Below are 24,955 nucleotides of genomic sequence, written 5' to 3'. Positions count from 1 at the left end.
ACCGTTGAGGAAAGAGAACATGACCGACTACGACAAGCTGTTCATCGGCGGCCGCTGGGTCGCCCCGTCGACCGACGAGCGACTCGAGGTGTTCTCGCCGGCCACCGAGGAACGCGTCGGTTCGGTGCCGGTCGCCGGGCCGGCGGACATCGACGCCGCCGTCACCGCGGCCCGTGCCGCCTTCGACGACGGACCGTGGCCCCGCACCTCACCGTCCGAGCGGGCCCAGGTACTCGCCAAGGCCGCCAAGCTGCTCGAGGAGCGCAGCGCCGACCTCGCCGCGTCGCTGTCCGCCGAGATGGGTCAGCCGCCCGCCTCCGTGCAGATGATGCAGGTGACGCCGTCCCTGGCGACCATCAACTACTATGCGGGACTTGCCGATTCGTTCCCATGGACGGAGGAGCGCACCGGGGCCTTCGGACGCTCCCGGGTGACGCGCGAACCCGTCGGCGTGGTCGCCGCCGTCATCGCCTGGAACGTGCCGCTGTTCCTGATGATCAACAAGCTCGGCCCGGCCCTGCTCGCCGGCTGCACCGTGGTCCTCAAGCCCGCGCCCGAGTCGCCGCTGACCACCAACGCGGTCGCGGAGATCTTCGCCGAGGCCGGGCTGCCCGAGGGCGTGCTGTCGCTCGTCCCGGGCGGCGCCGAGACCGGCGAGTACCTCGTCTCGCACCCCGACATCGACAAGATCACCTTCACCGGCTCGACCGCCGTCGGCAAGCACATCGGCGAGATCGCGGCCCGGAACCTCAAGCGCTGCTCCCTCGAGCTCGGCGGCAAGTCCGCCGCCATCGTCCTCGAGGACGCCGACCTCGACTCGACCGTCGCGATGCTCGTGATGTCGGGCCTGATGAACACCGGGCAGGCCTGCGTCGGCCAGACCCGCATCCTGGCGCCGCGCTCGCGCTACGACGAGGTCGTCGAGAAGATGGTGGCGACCGCGGCCTTCTTCCCCGTCGGCATGCCCGACGACGCGGCGGCGCAACTCGGGCCGCTGATCTCCGCGAAGCAGCGCGACCGCGTCGAGGGCTACATCGCCAAGGGCACGGAGGAGGGCGCGCGGCTGGTGCTCGGCGGCGGCCGGCCCGCCGGGCTCGACAAGGGCTGGTTCGTCGAGCCGACGATCTTCGCCGACGTCGACAACTCCATGACCGTCGCGCGCGAGGAGATCTTCGGTCCCGTGCTGTGCGTGATCCCCTACGACAGCGTCGACGAGGCCGTCGAGATCGCCAACGACTCCGACTACGGCCTCGCCGGCTCGGTGTACACCACCGACGTCGAGAAGGGCCTCGAGGTGGCGTCGCGGGTGCGCACCGGCACCTACGGCATCAACTGGTACGCCTTCGACCCGGGCTCGCCGTTCGGCGGCTACAAGAATTCCGGCATCGGCCGGGAGAACGGCCCCGAGGGCCTCGAGGCGTTCTGCGAGACCAAGTCGGTGCTGTACCCGCCCGGCTACGGCGCCTGAGTTCGTAGGTGGCCGAATGTCACATCGCGTCGGTTGGGGCTGACTCAGGTGGTCCATGCGACACGCTCCCTGACCAGGGGAGATGTCAGTGGGTCGAGCAGCACGAGAGGCGAAGAAGGCTAGGTTCTTCGCCATGCGCATGACGAAGGTGTCGATCGCCAAGGCCGCAGCCGCGGTCGGTGTCAGCCGACAAACCGGCTACCGGTGGGAGGACGAGGCCAACGGCACCGTCCGCCGTGCCCCGCACTGGGAGCACGGCGGACGGTCGTTGTCCCTGGGCGAGCGGGAGCTTGTCGCCCTCGGACTCGCCCGCAACGAGTCGGTCCAGACGATCGCCGCGCACCTGGGCCGGCACCGGTCGGTGATCTACCGGGAGATCGAACGCAACAGCAACCGCGACGGTAGCTACCGCGCCGTGTCGGCCCACGCGCGGGCCTGGACCCGAGCACTGCGACCGAAAGTCGCCAAGCTGATGGCCGCACCCGAGTTGCGCGCGTATGTCGTCGCCAAGCTGAAGCTGCGCTGGTCCCCGCAGCAGATCTCGGCCAGGCTGGTGGTCGACTTCCCCGACCGAGCGGAGATGCGGGTGTCCCACGAAACCATCTACCAGGCCGTGTATGTGCAACTGAAAGGCGAACTGCGAAAAGAGCTTTCGGAGTATCTGCGGCGCCGGCACACCCGTCGGGTGCCGCAGGGGCGAGTGCCGAGCAGTGCCCGCCATATTCCCGACAAGATCCTCATCTCCCAGCGGCCCGCCGAGGTCGAGGACCGGGCGGTGCCCGGGCACTGGGAGGGAGATCTGATCATGGGGGCGCGCAACCGCTCGGCGATCGGCACCCTGGTCGAGCGCACCACCCGGTACGTGGTGTTGCTGCACCTGCCGAAGGTCCGCGACGTGTCCGGCGTCCGCGATGCGATGATCGCCGCGATGCGGTCGTTGCCGGAGGTGATGCAGCGGTCGGTGACCTGGGATCAGGGCCACGAGATGCGTGCTCATGCCCAGATCACCATGGCCACCGACGTCGCTGTCTACTTCTGCGATCCGCACTCGCCGTGGCAGCGCGGCACCAACGAGAACACCAACGGTCTGCTCCGGCAGTACTTCCCCAAGGGCACCGACCTGTCGGTGTACACGCCCGAGGACCTGCAGCAGGTCCAGGACGAGTTCAACGGCCGCCCCCGGCAGACGCTACGCTGGCGCACGCCAACCGAAGCGTTCACCGAGCTTGTCGCATCGGCCGCCTGAAACCGCCTGGATAGACGCGATGTGACATTCGGCCCGGCCGGCTGCGGGTGCCGGCGAGACCTCAGATGTACATCGCAGGATCGATGTAGCAGGCCGGGTCCACGAGTTCCTCGTGCTGCTTGCGGGGGCGGATCGTCGCCGGGATGCCGACGGCGATCGAATCGGCGGGCACGTCGCGCGTGACCACCGCGTTCGCGCCGATCGCGACGTCGTCGCCGATCACCACCGGCCCGAGGACCTTCGCCCCCGCACCGATGGTGACCCGGTTGCCGATGGTGGGGTGCCGCTTGGTCCGCGCCAGCGACCGCCCGCCGAGCGTGACGCCGTGATAGATCATCACGTCTTCGCCGATCTCGGCGGTCTCCCCGATCACCACGCCCATGCCGTGATCGACGAAGAAGCGCCGTCCGATCGTCGCGCCGGGGTGGATCTCGATGCCCGTGAGGAAGCGGGTGAACTGCGCCAGGATGCGGGCCGGTCCCCGCAGCGCCGGCCGCGCCCACATCCGGTGTGCGAGCCGATGCGACCAGATCGCGTGCAGCCCCGAATACACGAGGGCGTTCTCCATGTCACCGCGCGACGCCGGATCGTGGCCGCGGGCCGCCTGCAGGTCTTCCCGGAGGGTGCGCAGAACACTCACGATGCGTTCAGTCCCGGATGTGCTCGAACAGCGGAGTGGAGATGTACCGCTCACCGAAGTCGCAGACCACGGCGACGATGAGCTTGCCGGCGTTCTCCGGACGCTTCGCCAGCTCCAGAGCGGCCCACACGATCGCGCCGGACGAGATGCCGCCGAGAATGCCCTCCTGCGTGCCGAGATCCCGGCCCACGCGGACGGCGTCGTCGAACGAGACGTCGACGATCTCGTCGTAGACCTCGCGGTCGAGCACGTCGGGCACGAAGTTCGCGCCGATGCCCTGGATCTTGTGCGGGCCCGGCTGTCCGCCGGTGAGGATGGGGGAATCGATGGGCTCGACGCCGACGATCTTCACCTCCGGCTTGTATTCCTTGAGCCTGCGGCCCGCGCCGGTGATCGTGCCGCCGGTGCCGATGCCGGCGACGAAGATGTCGACCGCGCCCTCGGTGTCCTTCCAGATCTCCTCACCGGTGGTCTGGTAGTGGATCTCCGGGTTCGCCGGGTTGGCGAACTGGCGGGCGAGGATCGCGTTCTCGGTCTTCGCGACGATCTCCTCCGCCTTCGCGACCGCGCCGGCCATGCCCTCGGAGCCGGGGGTCAGGACGATCTCCGCGCCGAACGCCCGCAGCATCACGCGACGCTCGGTGGACATCGTCTCGGGCATCGTCAGGATGACCTTGTAGCCGCGCGCGGCACCGACCATCGCCAGCGCGATACCGGTGTTGCCGCTGGTCCCCTCGACGATGGTGCCACCGGGGCGCAGCTCACCGGACTTCTCGGCGGCGTCGATGATCGCCACGCCGATCCGGTCCTTGACGCTGTTGGCCGGGTTGTAGAACTCGAGCTTGACCGCGACCTGGGCGCCGAGACCCTCGGTCAGCCGGTTCAGCCGCACGATCGGGGTTCGCCCGACCAGCTCGGTGACATTGTTGTAGATACCGCTCATGGGCCCGATCCTCCTCCCGGTCGCAGTGCCGACCGGATTGGTTCCGTCGTCACCTATTGCATCATTCCGGCGGATGTCCGATTCACGTGGGGAGCCGCACAGCGGTCCGGCCGCCCGGGGACCCACCGGTTTGCCCACCCTGCTCCCGCGGGTAGCCGACGTCATGACTCGTCACCGGCACGCCCGGAACGTCGCCGGCCGGCCGGTCGCAGCCCTGCAGGACAGCACCCCGCTGCGGTAGGGCGTCGCCCACCAGACCCGGCACGGGGCAGGCCCGCCCGCGCCCGGAAGGAGAAACCCGTGTTCGACATCGTCAAGACCGTGGAGAGATCCGGGCGGCAGATCGAGGGGGTCGTCCGTCGCGTCGTCGAACGCACCGGCTCCCACCCCGGTCCCCAGCAGACCGTCACCATCGGCGCACCCCGCGAAACGGTGCAACGGTTCTGGCGCGAGCCCGCCAATCTGTCGCAGGTGTTCGGGGAGCGCACCTCCGTCGCCGCGAGCGGCCCCGACCGCCTCCGGTGGACCTTCGAACTCGGCGCCGACCCGATCACGTGGGAGACGCGCGTGCTCGAGAGCGACGGGGAACTGCAGTTCGTCGCCACCGACGCCGGCGACTCGTCGCAGCCGCCCCGGATCCTGCTGTCGTTCGCCACCGCCCCGCACGGCCTCGGCACCGAGGTGAGCATGCGGGCCGACACCCCGGTGCCCGGCCTGATCACCGGCGCGGCCACGTTCACCGCCCTGTACCGGGCCCGCGCGCTGCTGCAGACCGGCGAGATGCCGACCCTGCGCTGCAATCCCAGCGCCCGCGGCAATCCCAGCGCCCGCGGCAATCCCAGCGCCCGCGGCAATCACAGCGCCCGCGGCAATCACAGCGCCCGCGGCAGCTCCGGTGCCTCCGGACGCGACTCCCGAGCGGAAGGATCCCACTGATGCGAGCGCTGTGCTGGATGGGCGTGAACGACCTGTCCGTCGAGACGGTCGAGGACCCGAAGCTGCTCAACCCGCACGACGTGATCGTGGAGGTCCGCCTCACGACCACCTGCGGATCCGATCTGCATTTCATCGACGGCTATCTCCCCGGCATGCGGGAGGGCGACGTGTTCGGGCACGAGTTCATGGGCGACGTCGTCGAGAAGGGCGCGGAGGTCACCTCCGTGAACGTCGGCGACCGCGTCGTCGTGCCGTCGTTCATCGGGTGCGGCGCCTGCTGGTACTGCGACCACGACCTGTACTCGGCGTGTGACACCACCAACCCGAACGCTGCGATGCAGCAGCCGCTGCTCGGCTACCCGTCCGGCGGCATCTACGGCTACACCCACCCGTTCGGCGGGTACCAGGGTTCGCACGCGCAGTACGTGCGGGTGCCGTTCGGCGACGTCAACTGCTTTCCGATCCCCGAGGGGATCACCGACGAGCAGGCCCTGTTCCTCTCCGACGCGGTGCCCACCGGATACATGGGGGCCGACTTCTGCGACATCTCCCCCGGCGACACCGTCGCAGTGTGGGGTGCCGGGGGCGTGGGCCTGATGGCGGCCGTGAGCGCCCGGATCTTCGGCGCCGAACGAGTGATCGTCGTCGACCGCCTGGGCGAACGCCTCGACCTCGCCGCCCGGCTGGGGCTGGAGACGATCGACTACTCCGCCGAGGACAGCATGCAGGAGGCGCTGCGCGAGAGCACCGGCGGCCGCGGACCCGACGCGTGCATCGAGGCGGTCGGCATGGAGGCCCACGGCACCGGCCTGATGCAGATCTACGACCGCGTCAAGCAGGCGCTGCGGATGGAGACCGACCGCGCCACGCCGCTGCGGCAGGCGATCATGGCGTGCCGCAAGGGTGGGGTGGTGTCCGTCCTCGGGGTCTACGGACTCACCGACAAGTTCCCGATGGGCCTGCTCACCAACAAGAGCCTGACCCTGCGCACCGCCCAGCAACACGGACAGCGGTACGTCCCGCGGCTGTTCGAGCACGTGCAGGCCGGCAAGCTCGACCCCAGCCTGTTGATCACCCACGACATGTCGCTCGAGGACTCGGTGCGCGGGTACGAGATGTTCAAGGACAAGAAGGACGGCTGCGTGCGCGCGGTGTTCCGGCCGTGACCCCGGTGCCGGGCCGGCGCCCTGCAACGGGCCGGCGCCCTGCAACGGGCCGAATGTCACACACATTCGATCGAATCGAACCTGTGTGACATTCGGCCCACCACCGCTGTCCCGGGGAATGTCGGAAATGTTCAATACGGCCGGCGGAGACGACGCGAGACTCGTCGCATGACGCATTCCGTGAATCCGATCCCCGCCGGCTACACCTCCCTCACGCCGTTCCTCGTCGTCGACGGCGCGGCCCGGGCCGTCGAGTTCTACCGCACGGTCTTCGGCGCCGAGGTCGTCGAACGAACCGACGGGCCCGACGGCACGATCGCGCACGCCGAACTGGACTTCGGGCACGGCCGGCTCCAGCTGAGCGACCCCGCGCCGGCCATGGGGCTGCGCGCGCCCGACGGGACGAACACCGTCGACCATTCCTACGTGCTGTACTGCACCGACGCCGACGCGACGTTCGCCCGCGCGGTCGAGCAGGGTGCGCAGGTCTTCGAGGAACCCTCGACGTTCGTCACCGGAGACCGGTTCGGGACGATCCTCGACCCGTTCGGGCACCGGTGGGCGATCATGACGCGCGTCGAGGACGTCGCGCCCGAAGAGGCACGACGTCGCATCGACGAGTGGCTCGCGAGTCAGTCGTCCTGAGCATCCCTGAAACGCCGAATGTCACATCGGATCGATACAAGCGATCCGATGTGACATTCGGTCGATCAAGGCGTCAGGCGAGGCGCTGCTTCAGGGCCTCGAACTCGTCGCGGATGCCGGAGGGCACCTTCTCGCCGAGGAACTCGAACCACTCCTCGATGAGGGGCAGCTCTTCCTTCCACTCCGCCACGTCGACCTTCAGCGCCTCGTCGACGTCGTCGCGGTCGACGTCGAGGCCCTCGAGGTCGAGTTCCGCGGCGGTCGGCACGAAGCCGATCGGCGTGGTCTGGGCGCCGGCCCGGTGCTCGATGCGGTCGACGATCCACTTGAGCACACGGGAGTTCTCACCGAAGCCCGGCCACAGGAAGCGGCCGTCGTCGCCGCGACGGAACCAGTTGACGTAGAAGATCTTCGGCAGCTTGTCCGCATCCGCGGACTTGCCGATGTTGATCCAGTGGTTCAGGTAGTCGCCGGCGTTGTAACCGATGAACGGCAGCATCGCCATGGGGTCGCGACGGACGGTGCCGACCTTGCCCTCGGCGGCGGCGGTCTGCTCGGACGACAGCGTCGCGCCGAGGAAGGTGCCGTGCTGCCAGTCGAGGGACTCGCTCACCAGCGGCACAGTCGTCTTGCGACGACCGCCGAACAGGATCGCGGAGATCGGCACACCCTGCGGATCGTCCCACTCGGGGGCGAGGATCGGGCACTGCGACATCGGCGTGCAGTAGCGCGAGTTCGGGTGCGCGGCCGGGGTGCCGGACTCGGGAGTCCAGTCGTTGCCCTTCCAATCGATGAGGTGCTCGGGATTGCCTTCCAGGCCCTCCCACCACACGTCGCCGTCGTCGGTCTGCGCGACGTTGGTGTACAGCGTGTTGCCGGCCTCCATCGTCTTCATGGCGTTGGGGTTGGAGCCGTGGTTGGTGCCGGGGGCGACGCCGAAGAAGCCGTACTCCGGGTTCACCGCATACAGCCGGCCGTCCTCACCGAAACGCATCCAGGCGATGTCGTCGCCGAGGGTCTCGGCGCGCCAGCCCGGGATGGTCGGCTGGATCATCGCGAGGTTGGTCTTGCCGCAGGCACTCGGGAACGCGGCCGCCACGTAGTAGGCCTTGTCCTCCGGCGAGATCAGCTTGAGGATCAGCATGTGCTCGGCGAGCCAGCCCTCGTCGTGCGCCATGGCCGAAGCGATACGCAACGAGTAGCACTTCTTGCCGAGCAGGGCGTTGCCGCCGTAGCCGGAGCCGTAGCTCCAGATCTCCCGGTCCTCCGGGAAGTGGGTGATGTACTTGGTGTCGTTGCACGGCCACGGCACGTCCTTCTGGCCGGGCTCGAGCGGCGCACCCACCGAGTGCAGGGCCTTGACGAACGGCTTGTCGGTGCCCAGCTTCTCCAGGGCCGCGGTACCCATGCGGGTCATGATGCGCATGGAGACGACGACGTACTCCGAGTCGGTGATCTCGACGCCGAGCTTCGGGTCGTCCGCGCCGAGCGGGCCCATGCAGAACGGCACCACGTAGAGGGTGCGCCCGCGCATGCTGCCGCGGTACAGCTCGGTCATGGTCGCCCGCATCTCGGCCGGATCCATCCAGTTGTTGGTCGGTCCGGCATCGACCTCGTTGCGCGAGCAGATGAAAGTGCGCGACTCGACGCGCGCGACGTCCGACGGGTCGGAGTTGCCCAGGAAGGAATTGGGCTTCTTCTCGTCGTTGAGGCGGGTGAAGGTCCCGGCCTCGACCAGCTGGGTGGTCAGCCGGTCCCATTCCGCGTCGGACCCGTCGGCCCAGACGACCCGGTCGGGCTGAGTGAGTTCGGCGACCTCCTGTACCCATGCGAGCAGCTCGGCGTGCTGGGTCGGGGGCTTGCCATCGGTGCCGTTCAGACCGGGAATGGTCACTGAGGTCATCAAACTCTCCTGGGGTGCGCCGGAACCGGATCCCTCCCCCGACCTGCGACGAACCGTCCCAGGGACCAGCGGCGGACCCGGACTCCCCCTCTCGGCAGGGGTACCACCCGCTTCCTCCGTGGCCGAACGGACGAGGCGGGCGCCGGATGTCCTATTCATAGAGGTTAACGCCGGACTTCGGGGTGATGGCAATCGGGGCCGGTCGGAAATGTCACAGAAACGATTCAGAGGGCGAACACAGTACCCGCCTCGCACGCCCGGGGCACGGGCGATTTGCCTCACTTTCCTCGATCGAGGTGACCTTCGTCAATCCGGGTCCAGTGCTCCGCACCGTCGACGTCGCGCCGGAACTGCCACACCCCGAACCGCCCGTCGTCGCCGAGTTCGGTGACCCGGTCGAACCACCCGTCGGCGTCGGTGTCCGATGCGACGACGAGTGCGTCCGCGGTGGCGAACGTGACGGTGTCGAGCAGCCCGTCGCCGTCGACGTCCACGGCCGGCGGCAGCGCGCCCGGTCCGGCCGGGTCGAGCAGCGCGGGGGCCAGCCCCGGGCCGAACGCGGGACGTCCCGGGACGGGCACGTCGGGCTCCCACACCTCGTCGTCGGTGCCGGCGAATCCGTCCACCATCGCGCGCTCCTCACTGCCGTGTCACACCATCGGACGCTGTCGTCCCACCGGACGCTGTCGTCCTGTTGGACGCGCCCGACCGGCCGGGGGTTCCCGCCCGGGCGAGCACGGCGAGATCGCGCTCGCACGCCGCCAGCTGCCCGGCACGGTCCTCGGCGCGACGTCTCAGCTCGTCGTCGAGGGCGGCGATGCGGTCGCGCGCCGTGGCGAGCCGGGCGGTGCGCGCGACGGCGAGCGCGGACCCGAGCCGGGCCTCCGCGTCGACGATGCGCTCGAGCGCGACGGCCTCGAGCTCGGCGCGCACCTCGACGAGTTCCTCGAGCGCCCACCTGCGCATCCGGTCCCGTTCGGCGAGCCGTCGCCGCACCCGCACCAGCCACCACGCCGCCGCCGCGCCGAGCAGCAGGCTCAGCGGTACCGTCGCCAGCTCGAGCGTGGGCACCAGGGACAGCGGGGACACCGCGACGCGTCCCAGCCCCGCCCCGGCCGACGCGCCGATCAGCACGGTGAGGCGGTCCTCCACGGGACGTCGCGGGGACGGCGGCGCGGACCGCGGGGGCACGGTGGCCGGGCCGGCCGGCTCCGGGTCACCCGGTCCGATCCGGGCCAGCCGCTCGGTGACGACCGTGCCGACCCGGGCGTGCAGGTCGCGGACCACGTCGTCGAGCAGGTGCGGCACGTGCGCCGGGTCCACCGTCTCGATCGCGTCGCGAAATTCGGCGGACGCCGCGCGCACGGCCGCCGCGACGGCCTGCGCGGTGTCGATGCGGGCCCGTTGCAGCTCGGCGCGGAGCCCTCCGTCGTCGGCGGGAGTGGTGGCCCGCAGGCTCCACCGCGCCCGTTCGGCGCGCAGGGCCCCCGTGTCGTCGCCGGCGCGCAGGGCAGCGATCGCCTGCACCACGAGGTGGCGGGTCTCGGCGACGACGGCGCTGCGCAGGGCCCGGCCCGCATGCGGACCCGGGACCAGCGCCGCCGTGAGCGCCTCGTGCAGGTCGACGATCCCGGATTCGAGCCGCAGCACCGCTCCCGCGTCGCCGCCGACAGCACGGGCGCGGGCGGCGAGCGACGTCCCGACGGGCAGCAATGTCACCGGACCGAGCCAGGGTGCGTGCCGTTGCAGCAGCGCGACGTCCCGCTCGTGCACCACCCGCCAGTCCGGGTGCACGTCGGTTCCGGTGAGCGCGCACACCACGCGGCCGCTGCCGCGCCCGGCGGACTCGAGGACGGCGAGTTCGGTCCGGCCGAGGTGGGCCGACGCCTCGAACACCATCAGCACGACGGTCGCGGGACCGTCATGGACGTAGTCGACGGCCGGGCCGAGCGCGGTGAGCTCGTCGACGAGCGCCCCGCGGCCGCAGCCGTCGACCCCGGCCACCCGGATCCGCGGCGGGTCCGACGTGGCGTGCAGCCGCGCCCATCCCTCCGGGTTCCAGCGGCGCACGACGTCGCCGACGTCGGGCGGGATCACCGCGACGATCCGGTGAGGTCGTCGAGGGCGGCCTCGATGACGTCGCGGGCCCGCGGGCCGGCACCGATGCCCGCCAGGTCGCGGGCGAGCACGGCGTCGCGACGGCGGCGCGCGGAACCGAGTCGTTCGACGACCGCCGCCGGCCCGGAGCCGGGCGTGAGGACCGGCCGTCGCACGTGCGCGGCCGCGCGGGCGAACGCGGCCCCGGCATCCTCGAGTCTTTCGGTCCGATCGAGCACGACGACGAGGCGTTCGTCGTCGCGTGTGACGAGCGCCGCCGGATCGGCGGAGCGGACGAGCGCCGCCGGATCGGCGGGGCGGACGAGTGCCGCCAGATCGGCGGGGTGGACCCGCGCCGCGAGCACGAGGAGGACGACATCCGCATCGAGGACCGGTTCGGGCCGGTCCGGCGAGTCGAGCTCCACGGTGTCGACCAGTGCCGACGCCGCGACCGCCGCCTCGACGGCTGCGCGGAGCGCGGGACGGACGGCGCCGCCGCGACCGGCGATCTGCACCCGCAGCGGGGCGTCGTGCCGCTCGAGGGCGCGCTGCACCTGTCGGCCGGCCCGGGCGTCGAACCGGCCGATGTCCTCGACGATCTGCCGCCACCGCGCGTACGCGGTCCCCGCATCCCCCACCATGACCACCCCCGTGTGTCGCCGCCGATTCTGGCAGAGGCTGCCGTCGACGGCAGCGGCCCGGGGGCACCCTGAGAAAACCCGGCACCCTGAGAAAACACTGTGGTCACTTCAGTCCCTCCTGCCACACACCCTCTCGATACGCGACAATGGTCGGGTGAACGACGCCGATCTGGACACGACCGAGACGCTGGAGCAGCGCCCGACCCGAGGAAACCGTCTGTACCCGCGGGTGACGAGTTTCCGCTCGCGGCGGGGCGCGCTGACGCTCCCGCAGCAGGAGTCGTGGGACCGCTGCTGGCCCGAGCTGGGCCGCGACGTCGGCGACGACCGGCTCGACGTCGACGCCTGGTTCGGCCGCTCGGCGCCGGTCGTCCTGGAGATCGGCTCCGGCACCGGAACGGCCGCGGTGACGATGGCCCGGACCGAACCGCACGTGAACCTCATCGCCGTCGAGGTCTACAAGCCCGGCATCGCGCAGACGCTGCAGCAGATCGAACGGACCTACGACACCGACACGCCGATCCGGAACCTGCGGATCCTGCGCGGCGACGCGGTCGAGGTACTCGAGCACATGGTGGCCCCCGAGTCGCTGACCGGGGTGCGGGTGTTCTTCCCGGACCCGTGGCCCAAGGCCCGCCACCACAAGCGCCGCCTGCTGCAGCCGCCGACGTTCGCCCTGATCGCGAGCCGGCTGCAGCCGGGCGGCGTGCTGCACGTCGCGACGGACCACGCCGAGTACGCCGAGGCCATCGCCGAGGCGGGCAACGCCGAGCCGTTGCTGACGACGCTCGACTGGGAGTCCCCCATCAGCCACGAGCGCCCCGTCACGAAGTTCGAGGACAAGGCGCAGCGGGTGGGCAGCAGCATCACGGAGCTGGTCTGGGGGAAGATCAGGGCATGAGCGTCCACGAAGAACTGTCCGACGTGTCCGCGGCCCCCACGACGGACGGCACCGAGCGGCACGAGCGGGTGCTGCTCGTGTGGGACGCGCCGAACCTGGACATGGGTCTCGGTGCCATCCTGGGCGGCCGGCCCACCGCCGCCTACCGGCCGCGGTTCGACGCGCTCGGACGGTGGCTGCTCGGCCGCACGTCCGAGCTCTCGCGCACCACGACGGCCACCCTCGACCCCGAGGCGACGGTGTTCACGAACATCGCGCCGGGCAGCGCCGACGTCGTGCGCCCGTGGGTCGAGGCGTTGCGCAACGTCGGCTTCGCGGTGTTCGCCAAGCCGAAGATCGACGAGGACAGCGACGTAGACTCCGACATGTTGCGGCACATCGCGCTGCGACGCAGTGAGGGTCTGGCGGGGGTGATGGTCGCCTCCGCCGACGGGCAGGCGTTCCGGGAACCGCTCGAGGAGATCGCCGCGACCGGCGTGGCGGTGCAGGTCCTCGGTTTCCGCGAGCACGCCAGCTGGGCGGTCACGTCCGAGGTGCTCGACTTCGTCGACCTCGAGGACATCCCGGGGGTGTTCCGTGAGCCGCTGCCACGCGTGAGCCTGGACTCGCTGCCCGACGAGGGCGCCTGGTTGCAGCCGTTCCGACCGCTGTCCGCCCTGCTCGTGGGCCGCAAGAGCGTGGCCGAATAGGAGAGTTTCGTGTTCGACCGCTGGGGAGAGCTCGTCCACCGTGCGCGCTTCACCGTCATCGCGGTGATGGTGGCCGGTCTGCTCGGGCTCGCCGGGTACGGCGCGAGCCTGAACGATCATCTCAGTCAGAGCGGCTGGGACGATCCCGGCTCGGAGTCCGTCGCTGCGGCGAAGCTGGCCGACGGCACCTTCGGCCGCGACACGAACGGCGACGTCCTGGCGTTGTACACGGCGCCGGAGGGCAGGACGGTCGACGATCCGGAGTTCGCGGCGAAGGTCAAGGACAGTCTCAACTCGCTGGTCGCGGACCATCCGGATCAGATCCTGAAGATCAACGGTGCGTACTGGCCGACGAACGGCGCCCCGGCGGTGCCGGCGCTGGCGGACCAGTCGCGGCAGCACGCCGTGGCGTCGGTCGCCATCGCGGGCGACAACGACACCGAGCTGACCAACAACTTCCGTGACGTGAAGGACGAGTTCCTCATCGACGGGGTCGACGTGCAGCTCGCCGGCCTGCAACCGATCTCCGGCGCCCTCAACGACACGATGGCGCAGGACATCAAGCGCATGGAGCTCCTCGCCATCCCGGCGGTCGGAATCCTGCTGTTCTTCGTCTTCGGCGGCGTGATCGCGGCCGCGATGCCGCTGATCACCGGCGGCCTGACGGTCGTCGCCGCGAACGGCATCGTGCGGCTCATCACGAACTTCACCGAGGTCAACTCGTTCGTCGCGCCCGTGGTCTCGCTGATCGGCCTGGGCCTGGCGATCGACTACGGCCTGTTCATGGTGTCCCGGTTCCGCGAGGAACTCGCCGAGGGCTACGCCGCGTCCGCCGCCGTGCGCCGCACGGTGATGACGGCCGGGCGCACCGTGGTGTTCTCCGCCACGATGGTCGTCACCAGCCTCGGCGGCCTGCTGCTGTTCCCGCAGGGCTTCCTCAAGTCCGTCGCGTACGGCGCGATCGCGACGGTGACGTTGGCGGCGATCACCTCGATCACGCTGCTGCCCGCCATGCTCGCCATCCTCGGCCGGAACATCGACAAGTGGGGCTGGTCCCGGTTCGGGCAGATCCAGTCCAACGAGCAGGTCGAGAACAGCATCTGGGGACGGATCACCCGGTGGGTGATGCGCAACCCGCTCAAGGTCACCATCCCCACGGTGATCGGCCTGCTGCTGCTCATCGTGCCGCTGACCGGCATCAAGTTCGGCGGCATCAACGAGACCTACCTGCCGCCCGACCATCCGACGCGGCTCGCCCAGGAACAGTTCGACGAACTGTTCCCCGGCCAGCGCGCGGAGCCGGTGCGCATCGTCGTCCGCGGCGCCGAGGGCGGCGACCTCAACGAGATCATCCAGACGGCCAGCGCGGCCCCCGGCCTGGTGGAGAAGTTCACCATCGAGGGTCCCGCCCGGGACGGCGTCCGCGTCGTCAAGGCCGGGCTCGAGGACCGCAACAACTCCGCCGAGACCATCGACTACCTGCATGCGGCGCAGTGGCCCGACGGCGTGGAGGTGCTCGTCGGCGGCACACCGGCGATCGAACAGGATTCGATCGCCGCGCTGATGAACACGCTGCCGCTGATGGTGACGGTGGTCGTCGTGCTCACGACCCTGCTGATGTTCCTGGCGTTCGGGTCGCTGGTGCTGCCGATCAAGGCGGCGCTGATGAGTGCGCTGGGCCTCGGCTCCACCCTCGGCATCCTGACGTGGATCTTCATCGACGGTCACGGGGCCGGGCCGCTGAACTTCACGCCCGGTCCCATCATGTCGCCGGTGCTCGTGCTGATCATCGCGATCATCTACGGCCTGTCCACCGACTACGAGGTCTTCTTGCTCTCCCGCATGGTCGAGGCCCGCTCGCAGGGGGCGAGCACCACCGAATCCATCCGGATCGGCACGGCGCACACCGGCCGCATCATCACGGCCGCGGCGCTGATCCTGATCGTCGTCACCGGCGCCTTCGGCTTCTCCGAACTGGTGATGATGAAGTACATCGCCTACGGCATGATCGCGGCCCTGATCATCGACGCCACGGTGATCCGCATGCTGCTCGTGCCGGCGACGATGAAACTGCTCGGCGACGACTGCTGGTGGGCACCGGCGTGGATGAAGCGGATCCAGGCCAGGATCGGGCTCGCGGAGCCGATCCTCGACAACGAGCTCATGCCGCAGGATGTGCCGGAGCTGATCACGGTCGGCATGTTCGGTCCGGCGACCGTCGCGGCCACCGGGTCGCACCGCCTGCCCACCGTCGCCGGCGTCGCCACGGACGATCCGATGACGCAGCCGCTGCCGAAGATCGCCGCACCCCGCTCGGCCGCCGAGCAGCGGCGCGTCCGCGACCTGCAGCCGCCACCGCGCCGGTCGGCCCCGCCACGCGCCCCGCGCCCGGCCGAGCCACCGGCACGGGCACCGGAGGACCGGGACCGGCCGCCCCGGCGTCGTCCGGCCGGGGCGACCCCGGCGGCTCCCGGGGCACGGCCACAGCAGCCGGCGCCGGCAGCGCAGAATCCGTCGGGCCGGATCCCGGCGCCGAATCGGCCCGCTCCCCCGCAGGACCGTCCCCGCCCGCCGGCACCCGAGCCGCAGCAACCGCGCACCGAGCGGCCACCGGCCCCGCAACCGCAGGCGCAGGGTCCCCTGCCCCAGCGCCCCCGCCCGCAGCAGGCGCCGTCGCAGCAGACACCGTCCCAGCCCCCGCGAGAAGTGCCGGGCCAGGTCCCGCCCGTGCAGGACCAGCGGTCCTCCCCGCCCGCCACACCACCGCTGCCCCGCCGGCAGCGCGGCGACGTGCCGCCCCCGGTGACCCAGACGTACGTGCGGCCGCAGGTTCAGCCGCAGCCGCGCTCGTCCGGCGCGCCCACCCGGGACCCGCAGGCAATCGAGAACTGGCTCTCGCAGCTGCGACGGGCCAACCCGCGGACGGCGGATCAGCCGGTCACGGGCGACCGGCCGTCGACGACGCCTCCGGCGCAGGACAGCGCCCCCGCCGGCAGGGCCGACGACGCCCCGGCGAACCGGCCGGAGACCGACGCGCAGGATTCGCAGCGCGGCCGGCACGGCGGTGCCGAGAACAGCCAGTCGATCAGCGTGAGTGAACTCATCGCGCGGCAGCGCCGCCGCTGACCGAGCGGGTCAGTCCTCGCCGGGCCCCGGCTCCGCCGAGCCAGATCCGGTCTCCCGGCCGGAGCCGGTCTCCGGGGCGGCGGAGCGTCCGGCGAACGCCTTGGCGTACCGGGTACCGGCGGCGAGCAGCAGCAGGCCCACCACGATGAAGGCGACGACCCGCCACACCCCCTCGAGGGCAGCGAGGTCGAACAGAAAGAGCTTCGCCAGCGCGGCGCCGGTCAGCGACAGCCCCGCGGCCAGCGCGGCGTGCGCGTACTCGGTGCGGGCGAGGCCGAGCGCCAGCATCGCGGTCGCCGCGACCATCCAGCAGATGGTCGCCGCGGTGTGCCCGGCGACGAATCCGGCGTCCGCACCGCCCAGGAGGACGCCCGCGGTCACCAATGCCGTGGTCACCGCATACAGCACCACGAGTGCCGCACCGCTCCACATCCACGGGACACCGCGTTCGCGGACGAGCCGCAGTCGCGTCGCCGTCCACGCGAGCAGCAGCGTCACCGCGGCGAGCAGGACGGCCGTGACGAGCGTGGCCGCGTCGAGGCGGTCCACGGCCAGCTCCCGGTCGGTGAGGTTCTCGAGTTCGGCGCCGTCGTAGAACATCGCTCCTCCGAGCACCCAGAAGCCGAGGCCGGCGACGTACAGCAGGCGCGACCGCATCGACGCGGCCGCACCGGCATACCCGGCGGCGACCGCGAGCAGCACCGTGGCAGCCGCGTCGGGGCTCGCGCCCGCGAGGCACGCGTGCAGCAGCGCCAACGCCGCCACCGCGACGGACGCCACCCGCAGCGGACGCGACCGGGGCCCGACGAGGGCGAACAGCACGAGGTACCCGGCGGCGGCCGTGCCCTCGAGCGCGACGGCGGGCCACCGGTCCAGCCGCAACCCGACGGCGAGCAGCGGCAGCGCCGCCACCGCCAGGCACACCGCGGCGACGACGTCGCCCGGCTCCCGGCGCAGCAACAGCACCGCGGTGCCGGCGACGAATGCGGCGACCGCCACCGAGAAGCCGACCAGCCAGGCGAGCTCGCCCCGCTCGGCAAGCTCGGCCCCGGCGATCGACACCAGCAGGACCGCGGCGATCGGCACGACCCGCGCGAGATGCAGCAGCGCCCAGTTGCGGTGCCACTGGGCCGGAAAACTCGCGACGAGCAGCACCAGCAGGAAGCCGAGCAGCAGCAACGGATCACCGTCCGACAGGGTGGGCGCGAGCAGCGCGGCCCCGAGCACGAGCAGCACGGCCAGAATCCGGTCCGACCAGCGCACCGCGAGCGCGACCCCGGCGCCGGCGACGACGAGCGCGGCGGCCAGACCGACGACCGCCGGCACCCACCGGTAGTAGGCGGTCGCGGCGAAGACCACCAGGTAGCCGCCCGCGAAACCGGTCGCGGCCAGGGCGGCACCGCCGACGCGTCCGCCGTCGCGGCGGTGTACCCGGATCCCGGCGGCCACCAGCGCGGCCGACAGCACCGCACCGGAGACGACGCGGGGCACGGGACCGAAGACACCGGCCTGCGCGGCGAGCACGAGCAGCATCACCACGCCGATGAGGGTGACCGCCACCCCGGCGACGGCGAGCAGACGGCTGATCACGCCGTCGCGCTGCCACCACGGTTCCCGCGCAGGCGCCGGCGGCCGCGGCGGGGCGACGGACGGGACCGGCGGCGGTGGTGGCGCCGGGGCCCGCGACATGGGTGGCACGGGCGCCGGGGCCGGCGCGACGACGAGGCGGTCGAGCTGGGCCCGCAGATGTGCGACGTGCGCGCCGACGGCGTACAGGTGCTGTTCGAGCGCGTAGCACTCGCCGGACAGCTGGGCGACGAGCCGCGGATCGAGGCCGGGCGGGGTCGGCGTACTCATCCCTACATGGTCCGCGGAGCGGCGCCCGCGGGCATGAGTATCACTACCGGACATGCGGGCTTGTGCACCGCCCTCATCGTAGTGTTGGTGCGGACCCCGTCGCAGTTCAGCCCACGATGCGCGCGGCGCGCGCCGCGCGCAGCCAGTCGGGAAACTCACCCAGCAGGCGCCGATAGAGTTCGGCATCGCTGACCTGGGAGATGTCGTCGACGCTGAAGAACCCGGCGTTGTCGACCACCCGCCCTCTCATGGTGTCGAGTTTTTCGAGCACGCCGTAGTTCGCCTTGCCGAGGCCGACGAACTGCCAGAAGGCGGGCAGACCGGATGCCTTCTTCATCAACGCGGTGATCGGGCCCTTCTTGTGGAAGCCGCCGTCGGTGAAGAACAGCACCAGCGTCGGCATCGACGCCCCCGCGGTGAGGGTGGAGATGATCTCCCCCATCACCGGCAGCTCGTCGTTGTAGCCACCGATCTGTTCGTAGTCGATGCCCCCGTGCACCCCACCGAGATGCAGATACGTCGCGCACCAGGACTCGACATCGTGGACGGCGATGTCCGGCAGCCGGGCGAACGAGACCGCATACAGGTACGGCTCGAGGGTGCCGTCGTCGTCGACCTGCACCGCGATCGGCACCATCCTCTCGACGACCTGATGGATGCGTGCGCTGGTGTACTCGCGGTGCATGCTGCCGGTCTTGTCGATCACCAGGACGACCCGGGCCCGCACCCCGGCCGCGCCCTTGTCCAGCAGCACCTTGGCGACTTCCCGCTTGCGCAGGTCCAGCCTCTGCCGCTTCTCCAACGAGAGTTTCGCTTCGCCGGCGACGGTGCGGACACCAGCGCTGTCCACGACCGCAGGCGGCGGGGCCACCGCGGCAGGTTCGGCACTGGCGGGTTGATCGTCGACCTGCACCCCATGGTGGACCACCAGCGCCGACAGGCCCGTGTCCCACCCGGCGGAGACGTTGCGAAGCTTCCACGCGCCGTTGCGGCGATAGATCTCGAGCAGGACCGCCGCCCGCTCGGTGCTCAACCCCAACGCGGGCGCCGTCGTCTCGCCCGCCGGGTGGGCAATCTGCACGCCCAGACCGGGGACGGCGGACAAGCTGCCCGGCACACTGTCGTTGAGGGCGACCGCGACCGACAGCCGCTCGATCCCCGCGGGTATCGCGGCCAGATCGACACCGATCCGGTCGGCCGCGACCAACCGGACCGCGCCCTCCGGGGAGGCCGGCTGGTTGAAGAACACGAAATCGGCGTCGCTACGGACACGCTGGTCGGCGCCGAGTTGGAACACCATCAGATCGACCGTGCCCTGCCGGGCACCTGCCACCGCGACCGTCACCGGCCCCGAGGGGATGGTGGTGTTCTCGCCACGCGCAAGCTCTGCCATAAGCGTTCCGGCCCGGGCGGGCCGCTTCCTTTCGTCGCACCAACACGCATTGGGACCGACACGGGTGCGCCTCCACCGACCGACAGGCCCGACGCTCCTCGAGGACCGCCGGCCGGCTAGCCCAGCAGCTTGCGCAGCGTCGTGCCCAGCGGGTGCTTGACGTTGACGGAACCGAGGCGGACGGTGCCGCCGACGATCAGATGCAGCGGGCCGAACGGGGGCCCGTTGCGCACCTTCGACTCGGCGCTCGCGGCGACGGTGTCGAGGCCGTTGATGTCGGCCGTGGCTTCGGCGGGAACGATCAGGGTGATGGAGCTGAGGTAGTCCTCGACCTGGATCCGCACCACCTGGGTGCGCATGACGGCCTCGGTGAAGTCGAGGGTCACCGAGGACATCAGGGTGTCGAGCCGCAGCACCGGTGGCACTTCCCACCGCCCCTTGCGGCTGAGGTTGGACAACCGGCCGCGGATGGTGGGTGTCTGCAGATGCGAGGGCGGGGCGGGGGGCACCGGCCCGGCCATCGGCGGCGCCGGGGCGGGGGTGGGCTGCATCGGATGTGGCAGGTACTCGGGCCGCACCTGCATTCCGGGCAGGTCGACGAGCACGGCGTTCAGTTCTCCGCGGGTTCTGGCGGCCAGCGCCGTGTCCATCCGCTCGGTGAACTCGCCCAGCGACAGCATCCCCTGCCCGACCGCGCGCTGCAGCAGCGTCCCGACGTGTTCGCGCTCGGCGTCCGAGACACGCAGATCCCTCGACTCCATGATCATCAGGGTAGGCGCTGGCGCGCCGGGATCATCAGGGTAGGCGCTGGCGCGCCGGCCCGACGGTCGTGGAGCCGAGGGATGGACGGATGCGGTCGGCTCAGATCGCCGTTGCCGCCCATCGCGCGGCGGGCGCGAAGACGCCGCTGGGATCGTATGCCGCGCGGATCTCGGCGAGCCGGGTCCGCTGGGCGGGGGTCCACGCGTTCGCCACCCGGGCGGCCGGGGGCCCGTCCACGCCGCCCGCGAAGTTCATCAGCGCACCGCCGGTGGCCCACGGCGCCATCGCCCCGACGACGGTCTCGAGCGCTCCGGGCACCGCGTCGGCGATGGGCGGCACCAGCACCCCGACGGTGAACAGGGTGAACGCGGCGTCGCGGCCCGCGACGGCGTTGGGGGTCTCGGGCGGCACACCGAGCGCGCCGCCCATGGCCCGGACCTCGGCGAGCGCGATCGGCAGCGCGCCGGCGGGACCCGCGACGGCGAGCAGGGCGTCGAGGGCGGCGTCCGGCAGCTCCCGCAGCAGCGCCGAGCGCTCCATGCCTGGCATCGGGTCGGTGGGGTCGGCGTGGATCGAACCAAGGGCGGGGTAGACGATCTCGGTCACGGTGTCGAGGACCGGGGTGGCCACCGCGCGCAGCGGGGCGAGCAGGGCGCCGGCGTCCTCGGCGTCGTCGACGTGCGCGAACCGCACGTGCACGGCGGTGCGGCCGCGCAGCGGCTCGGGCAGTTCCGGGAGCGGCGGGAAGTTGACGATGGCCAGCGAGCTGGACACCGAGGTCGGCGCCGCGGAGATCCAGTCCCGCCAGCGGCGCAGCACGGCCGGGGCGTCGGCGATGTCGTAGAAGAGGCCGCCGCCGTCCAGGGTCTGGATGGGCAGGAGTTCGAACGTCATCTGGGTGACGATCCCGAATGCCGCGCCGCCGCCGAGCAGGGCCCAGAACAGGTCGGGTTCGTCGTCGGGGGTGACCCGCCGCAGCTGCCCGTCGGCGGTGACGACCTCCATCCGCAGGACCCGGTCGGCGGCAAACCCGTGGGTGCGGGCGATCGGGCCGAGCCCGCCGCCGAGCGTGTACCCGACCACCCCGACGCCCGGTGCCGAGCCGGCCAGCGGCGCCAGCCCGTGCGGGGCCGCGGCGTCGAGCACCTGCTGCCAGCGGACCCCGGCCTCGACGGTGGCGGTGCGCTCGGCGCGGTTGATGCTCACCCCGTCGAGGAGGGCGGTGTCGACCAGGATGCTGTTCTCCGGCGCGGGGGCGGCGCCGTGGCCGGTGGCCTGCACCGCGACGGTCAGCCCGTTCTCGGCCGCGATCCGGACCGCCGCGGCGACGTCGGCGGCACTCGAGGCGACCACGACGGCGGCGCTGCGGTGGACGGTGGCGAGGTTGAAGCCGGTGGCGGACAGCCGATAGCCCTCGTCCTCGGGGGCGTGTACGACACCGGCGACGGCGGTCCGAAGCAGGTCGACGACGGACGTGGGGGCCAGGGTCTGGGGCGTCGGGTGGGACATGGTGCTCCTCGGAAGGATCGGATCTCGGTCCCTTCCAGGACAACCGCCACCGCTTAGCTGCCGCTTAGCTCCGGCTGCGCACCGACGTGCCCCGTCCGGCACAGCCGGGCCAGCAGCGCGCTCACCTCGTCCCGGTCCAGGCCGGCGCCGAGGCTCGCGCACCGCTCGAACTCGGCGTCACCGAGCGCGTCGCGGACGACCGCCGCCTCGCGCGGCCCGTCGACCGGATCCATCACCTCGGGCAGGAAGCCGATGCGGCCGCCGAGCGCCCGGACCGCCCCGAGGAGCATCGCGCCGACGTCCGGAGTACCGAGCCGGGCCACCAGGGCCGCGGCGCTGTGGACGAGCACCAGCCACGACGTCACGTCCCGCTCGGCCTCGAGGACCGGCTGCATCACCCGGACCGCGTCGAGCGCCGCGTCCGTGTCCCCGACGTCCATCGCCGTGCGCATGAGTGTCCACGACGCCGAGCCGACCGCCCAGCCGTGGCCGCAACGTTCGGCTGTCGCGACCGCCTCGCGCAGCACCTGATGCGCCCGTTGCGGATCGCCGAGGAAGCGCAGGATCATGCCCTCGATGAGCAGGGCGTCGGCGCGCTGCCACACGGCGCCTTCCCGGCGCAGGACGTCCGCACTCTCGTGCGCTGCGTGCAGGAACTCGTCGGACGGGCCCGTGATCGCGGAGCAGTACGCCCACCAGGACCGCATCCACGCCTCGGTGACGACGTCGCCGCCCCTCCCCGCGGCGTCGGCGGACCGTCCCAGCACGGCCGCCGCGCCGGCCGCGTCCCCGGCCAGGTAGGTGAGCCCGCCCAGGCCGGTCAGCGCCGACGACAGGGTTGCCGCTGCGACGGCGGTACCGGTCCGCTCGACCGCGTCCAGGGCTGCCGATATCAGCTCCAGACCTTCCCGGATGTGCCCCCGCCGATACCAGAACCAATAGAGGGCCCCGGCGAGTTCGAGCGCGTAGACGGGATCACCGGCGGCCAGCGCGGAGGCCGCAGCGGCACGGTGCTCGGCGATGTCCGCCGTCAGGGCGTCGAAGGTCTGCCGTGCCCGGGAGCCGCGCAGGTGCGGCACCGCCGCGAGGGCCCGCCGCAGCACGAACCGGCGGTGCACGTCGGCCATCCGGTCCCGTTCGGCCGCGTCCGCGCGGGCCAGGGCGAACTCGCGGATGGTCTGCAGCATCGAGTACCGCCGCGGCGACGACGACGGCTCCACCCGCAGCAGCGAGCGCCGCACGAGGGCGGTCAGCGGCGGCAGGACGCTCAGCGGCGGCGTGCTGCCGTGCACGGCGGCGGCACCCTCGATGTCGAAGCTGCCCGCGAACACCGCGACCTCGCGCAGCAGCCGCGCCTGCTCGTCGTCGAGGAGCCGGTAGCTCCACTCGATCGCGTCGGCCAGCCCCCGCTGCCGCGGCGGAGCGGTGCGGGAGCCGCCCTGCAGCAGCGCGAACCGGTCGCTCAGCCCCTCGGCGATCTGCTGCTCGGACAGCACCCGCAGCTGCGCCGCCGCGAGCTCGATCCCGAGCGGGATCCCGTCGAGCTCGGTGCAGATGCGACGCACCGGTTCGGTCACCTCGTCGTGGATCGTCCAGCCCGGCACCACCCCGGCGGCCCGGACGCCGAACAACTCGACGGCGGCGCACTCGTCCAACGGCGGCACCTCGTAGACCCACTCCCCGTCGAGGCCGAGCGGCTCCCGGCTCGTCGCCAGGATCCGCACGCCGGGGCAGCGCTCGAGCAGCGCCGTCACCAGCTCCGCCGAACCGTCGAGCAGATGCTCACAGTTGTCCAGCACGAGGACGCACTCACGTGGGGCGAGCACCGTGGCCAGGTGGTCGACGGTCCCGGGGCCGAGGATCTGCAGGGCCGACGCCACCGTCGCGGCCACCAGCGCATCGGCCCGCACGGCCGCCAGGTCCACGAACCACGGCCCGTCGGCGGGACGTTCACCGCCGTTGCGGCACACCTCCACCGCGAGTCGCGTCTTGCCGACCCCGCCCGGCCCCACGAGCGTGACCAACCGTTCCCCGGCCAGCGCCGCGCCGACGTCCGCGAGCTCACGGGCCCGATCGACGAGGGCGGTGCGGGGCGACGGCACGTTGGAGGTCGCGCTCGGGGTGCCCAGCGCGGCGGCGGGCCCCGGCGAGACCCCGGCGGTCCCGAGCAGCCGGACGTCGTCCTGCCGCAGCACCGCCGTCTCGAGTTCGCGCAGCCCGGTGCCCGGCTCGATGCCGAGTTCGCCGTCGAGCACGGTGCGCACGCGGCGCAGCGCCGCCAGGGCGTCGGCCTGCCGGCCCGCCCGGTACAGGGCGACGACCAGCAGTTCCCAGGCCCGTTCGTCGAGCGGATGCGCGGCGACGAGCCGCTCGGCGGCCTCGACGACGTCGTCGGAGCCGCCCTGGTCCAGCCGGATCTGCAGCAGGGCCTTGCGGGTGCGCAACTCGATCGCCGTCAGCCGCGCGACCTCGGGGCGCACGAACTCGGCGTCGGCGACGTCGGCGTAGGGCGACCCCCGCCAGCACGACAACGCGGTCGCGTAGGCCTCGGCCGCGGCCTGAGCGGCACCCTGCTCGCGCAGCCGGTCGCCGCGCGCGACGAGGTCGGCGAACCGCACGGCGTCGATCTGCTCCGCGGCGACGGCGAGCCGGTACCGCGAGCCCTCCCGGACGATCACCCCCTCGTCCCCGCGCGGTCGCTGCGGGCTGAGCCGGTCGCGCAGCTTGGAGACGGCGAAGTGCAGCGAGCTCGTCTTCGGGTCGTCGACGTCGTGCCAGACCTGTTCGAGCAGCCGCTCCCCCGAGACGTCGCCCGGGAACGCGACGACGAGGGCGGCGAGCAGGGCACGCTGCCGGATGCCGCCGAGGTCGATCGGTCGTCCGTCGACGGTGGCGGCGAAGCCTCCCAGCACGCCGAGCGCCACGCCAGGGGAACTCATCCCGCCCGCCTTTCGATCGCCCCGCCTTTCGATCGCTCCGCCTTTCGATCGAGCACGCCACCGCCGCACCGGAACTGCGGGAGCGGTCGAATTC

Annotated in this window: 20 protein-coding genes; 9 read left to right on the top strand and 11 right to left on the bottom strand. The window is 71.8% G+C overall.

What is annotated here, in order from left to right; genetic code table 11:
• Positions 1-19: 19 nt before the first annotated feature.
• Both OCS65_RS05785 and OCS65_RS05780 read left to right on the top strand, forming a co-directional pair.
• A complete protein-coding gene (locus tag OCS65_RS05785) occupies positions 20-1,468 on the top strand; it encodes an aldehyde dehydrogenase (protein ID WP_065922080.1) in 1,449 nt (482 codons plus the stop codon).
• Between the two features lie 82 nt (positions 1,469-1,550).
• Positions 1,551-2,714: an IS30 family transposase gene (locus OCS65_RS05780; RefSeq protein ID WP_029546562.1), complete on the top strand. Its 1,164-nt coding sequence runs from the start codon at positions 1,551-1,553 to the stop codon at positions 2,712-2,714.
• Between the two features lie 61 nt (positions 2,715-2,775).
• Here OCS65_RS05780 and epsC read toward each other — a convergent pair whose 3' ends face one another.
• Entirely contained in the window at positions 2,776-3,354 is a 579-nt protein-coding gene (gene epsC, locus OCS65_RS05775; protein WP_006940242.1) for a serine O-acetyltransferase EpsC, read from the bottom strand.
• A gap of 7 nt (positions 3,355-3,361) precedes the next feature.
• Positions 3,362-4,297, bottom strand: a complete 936-nt coding sequence (cysK, locus tag OCS65_RS05770) for a cysteine synthase A (protein WP_006940240.1) — start codon at positions 4,295-4,297, stop codon at positions 3,362-3,364.
• A gap of 73 nt (positions 4,298-4,370) precedes the next feature.
• Between cysK and OCS65_RS05765 the strand changes: the two genes are divergently transcribed.
• The 4 genes from OCS65_RS05765 to OCS65_RS05750 all read left to right on the top strand — a co-directional run bounded on the left by OCS65_RS05765 (position 4,371) and on the right by OCS65_RS05750 (position 7,044).
• On the top strand, positions 4,371-4,538 hold the full coding sequence (locus OCS65_RS05765; protein WP_157127555.1) for a hypothetical protein: 168 nt from the start codon (positions 4,371-4,373) through the stop codon (positions 4,536-4,538).
• 59 nt (positions 4,539-4,597) lie between these two features.
• Entirely contained in the window at positions 4,598-5,233 is a 636-nt protein-coding gene (locus OCS65_RS05760) for an SRPBCC family protein (RefSeq protein WP_251549749.1), read from the top strand.
• Complete coding sequence (locus OCS65_RS05755; protein ID WP_102799313.1) at positions 5,233-6,399, top strand: zinc-dependent alcohol dehydrogenase; 1,167 nt, start codon at positions 5,233-5,235, stop codon at positions 6,397-6,399. The genes OCS65_RS05760 and OCS65_RS05755 overlap by 1 nt, the downstream gene beginning before the upstream one ends.
• A 168-nt stretch (positions 6,400-6,567) precedes the next feature.
• Entirely contained in the window at positions 6,568-7,044 is a 477-nt protein-coding gene (locus OCS65_RS05750; protein WP_029546114.1) for a VOC family protein, read from the top strand.
• A gap of 73 nt (positions 7,045-7,117) precedes the next feature.
• Here OCS65_RS05750 and OCS65_RS05745 read toward each other — a convergent pair whose 3' ends face one another.
• From OCS65_RS05745 to OCS65_RS05730, 4 genes are all read right to left on the bottom strand, one after another.
• Entirely contained in the window at positions 7,118-8,947 is a 1,830-nt protein-coding gene (locus OCS65_RS05745) for a phosphoenolpyruvate carboxykinase (GTP) (protein WP_263509135.1), read from the bottom strand.
• A gap of 278 nt (positions 8,948-9,225) precedes the next feature.
• Positions 9,226-9,576, bottom strand: a complete 351-nt coding sequence (locus OCS65_RS05740) for a DUF6802 family protein (protein ID WP_006940234.1) — start codon at positions 9,574-9,576, stop codon at positions 9,226-9,228.
• A 10-nt stretch (positions 9,577-9,586) separates the two neighbouring features.
• A complete protein-coding gene (locus OCS65_RS05735) occupies positions 9,587-11,044 on the bottom strand; it encodes a coiled-coil domain-containing protein (protein ID WP_185713094.1) in 1,458 nt (485 codons plus the stop codon).
• Entirely contained in the window at positions 11,041-11,685 is a 645-nt protein-coding gene (locus OCS65_RS05730; RefSeq protein WP_263509132.1) for a hypothetical protein, read from the bottom strand. Before OCS65_RS05730 ends, OCS65_RS05735 begins: the two co-directional genes overlap by 4 nt.
• Before the next feature lie 154 nt (positions 11,686-11,839).
• Between OCS65_RS05730 and trmB the strand changes: the two genes are divergently transcribed.
• From trmB to OCS65_RS05715, 3 genes are read left to right on the top strand one after another with little or no spacing between them, the layout of a single operon-like run.
• Entirely contained in the window at positions 11,840-12,586 is a 747-nt protein-coding gene (gene trmB, locus OCS65_RS05725; protein WP_029546125.1) for a tRNA (guanosine(46)-N7)-methyltransferase TrmB, read from the top strand.
• Entirely contained in the window at positions 12,583-13,275 is a 693-nt protein-coding gene (locus OCS65_RS05720; protein WP_006940232.1) for an NYN domain-containing protein, read from the top strand. Before trmB ends, OCS65_RS05720 begins: the two co-directional genes overlap by 4 nt.
• A gap of 9 nt (positions 13,276-13,284) precedes the next feature.
• Positions 13,285-16,401, top strand: coding sequence for an MMPL family transporter (locus OCS65_RS05715; protein WP_263509130.1), 3,117 nt, complete (start codon positions 13,285-13,287; stop codon positions 16,399-16,401).
• Between the two features lie 9 nt (positions 16,402-16,410).
• Here the strand turns inward: OCS65_RS05715 and OCS65_RS05710 are convergent, their stop codons facing one another.
• The 5 genes from OCS65_RS05710 to OCS65_RS05690 all read right to left on the bottom strand — a co-directional run bounded on the left by OCS65_RS05710 (position 16,411) and on the right by OCS65_RS05690 (position 24,861).
• Complete coding sequence (locus OCS65_RS05710; protein ID WP_263509128.1) at positions 16,411-18,258, bottom strand: DUF2339 domain-containing protein; 1,848 nt, start codon at positions 18,256-18,258, stop codon at positions 16,411-16,413.
• A gap of 106 nt (positions 18,259-18,364) precedes the next feature.
• Positions 18,365-19,651 (bottom strand): VWA domain-containing protein, encoded by a 1,287-nt coding sequence (locus OCS65_RS05705; RefSeq protein ID WP_263509126.1) that lies wholly within the window; start codon positions 19,649-19,651, stop codon positions 18,365-18,367.
• A 116-nt stretch (positions 19,652-19,767) separates the two neighbouring features.
• Positions 19,768-20,412: a DUF1707 SHOCT-like domain-containing protein gene (locus OCS65_RS05700; RefSeq protein ID WP_043802811.1), complete on the bottom strand. Its 645-nt coding sequence runs from the start codon at positions 20,410-20,412 to the stop codon at positions 19,768-19,770.
• Between the two features lie 100 nt (positions 20,413-20,512).
• Complete coding sequence (locus tag OCS65_RS05695; RefSeq protein WP_050035922.1) at positions 20,513-21,922, bottom strand: FAD-binding oxidoreductase; 1,410 nt, start codon at positions 21,920-21,922, stop codon at positions 20,513-20,515.
• A gap of 53 nt (positions 21,923-21,975) precedes the next feature.
• A complete protein-coding gene (locus OCS65_RS05690; RefSeq protein WP_232334150.1) occupies positions 21,976-24,861 on the bottom strand; it encodes an AfsR/SARP family transcriptional regulator in 2,886 nt (961 codons plus the stop codon).
• Positions 24,862-24,955 lie beyond the last annotated feature (94 nt).

The organism is Rhodococcus aetherivorans (assembly GCF_025722975.1).
Taxonomy (GTDB): Bacteria; Actinomycetota; Actinomycetes; order Mycobacteriales; family Mycobacteriaceae; genus Rhodococcus; species Rhodococcus aetherivorans.
This window is presented reverse-complemented; position numbering and strand designations above follow the sequence as displayed.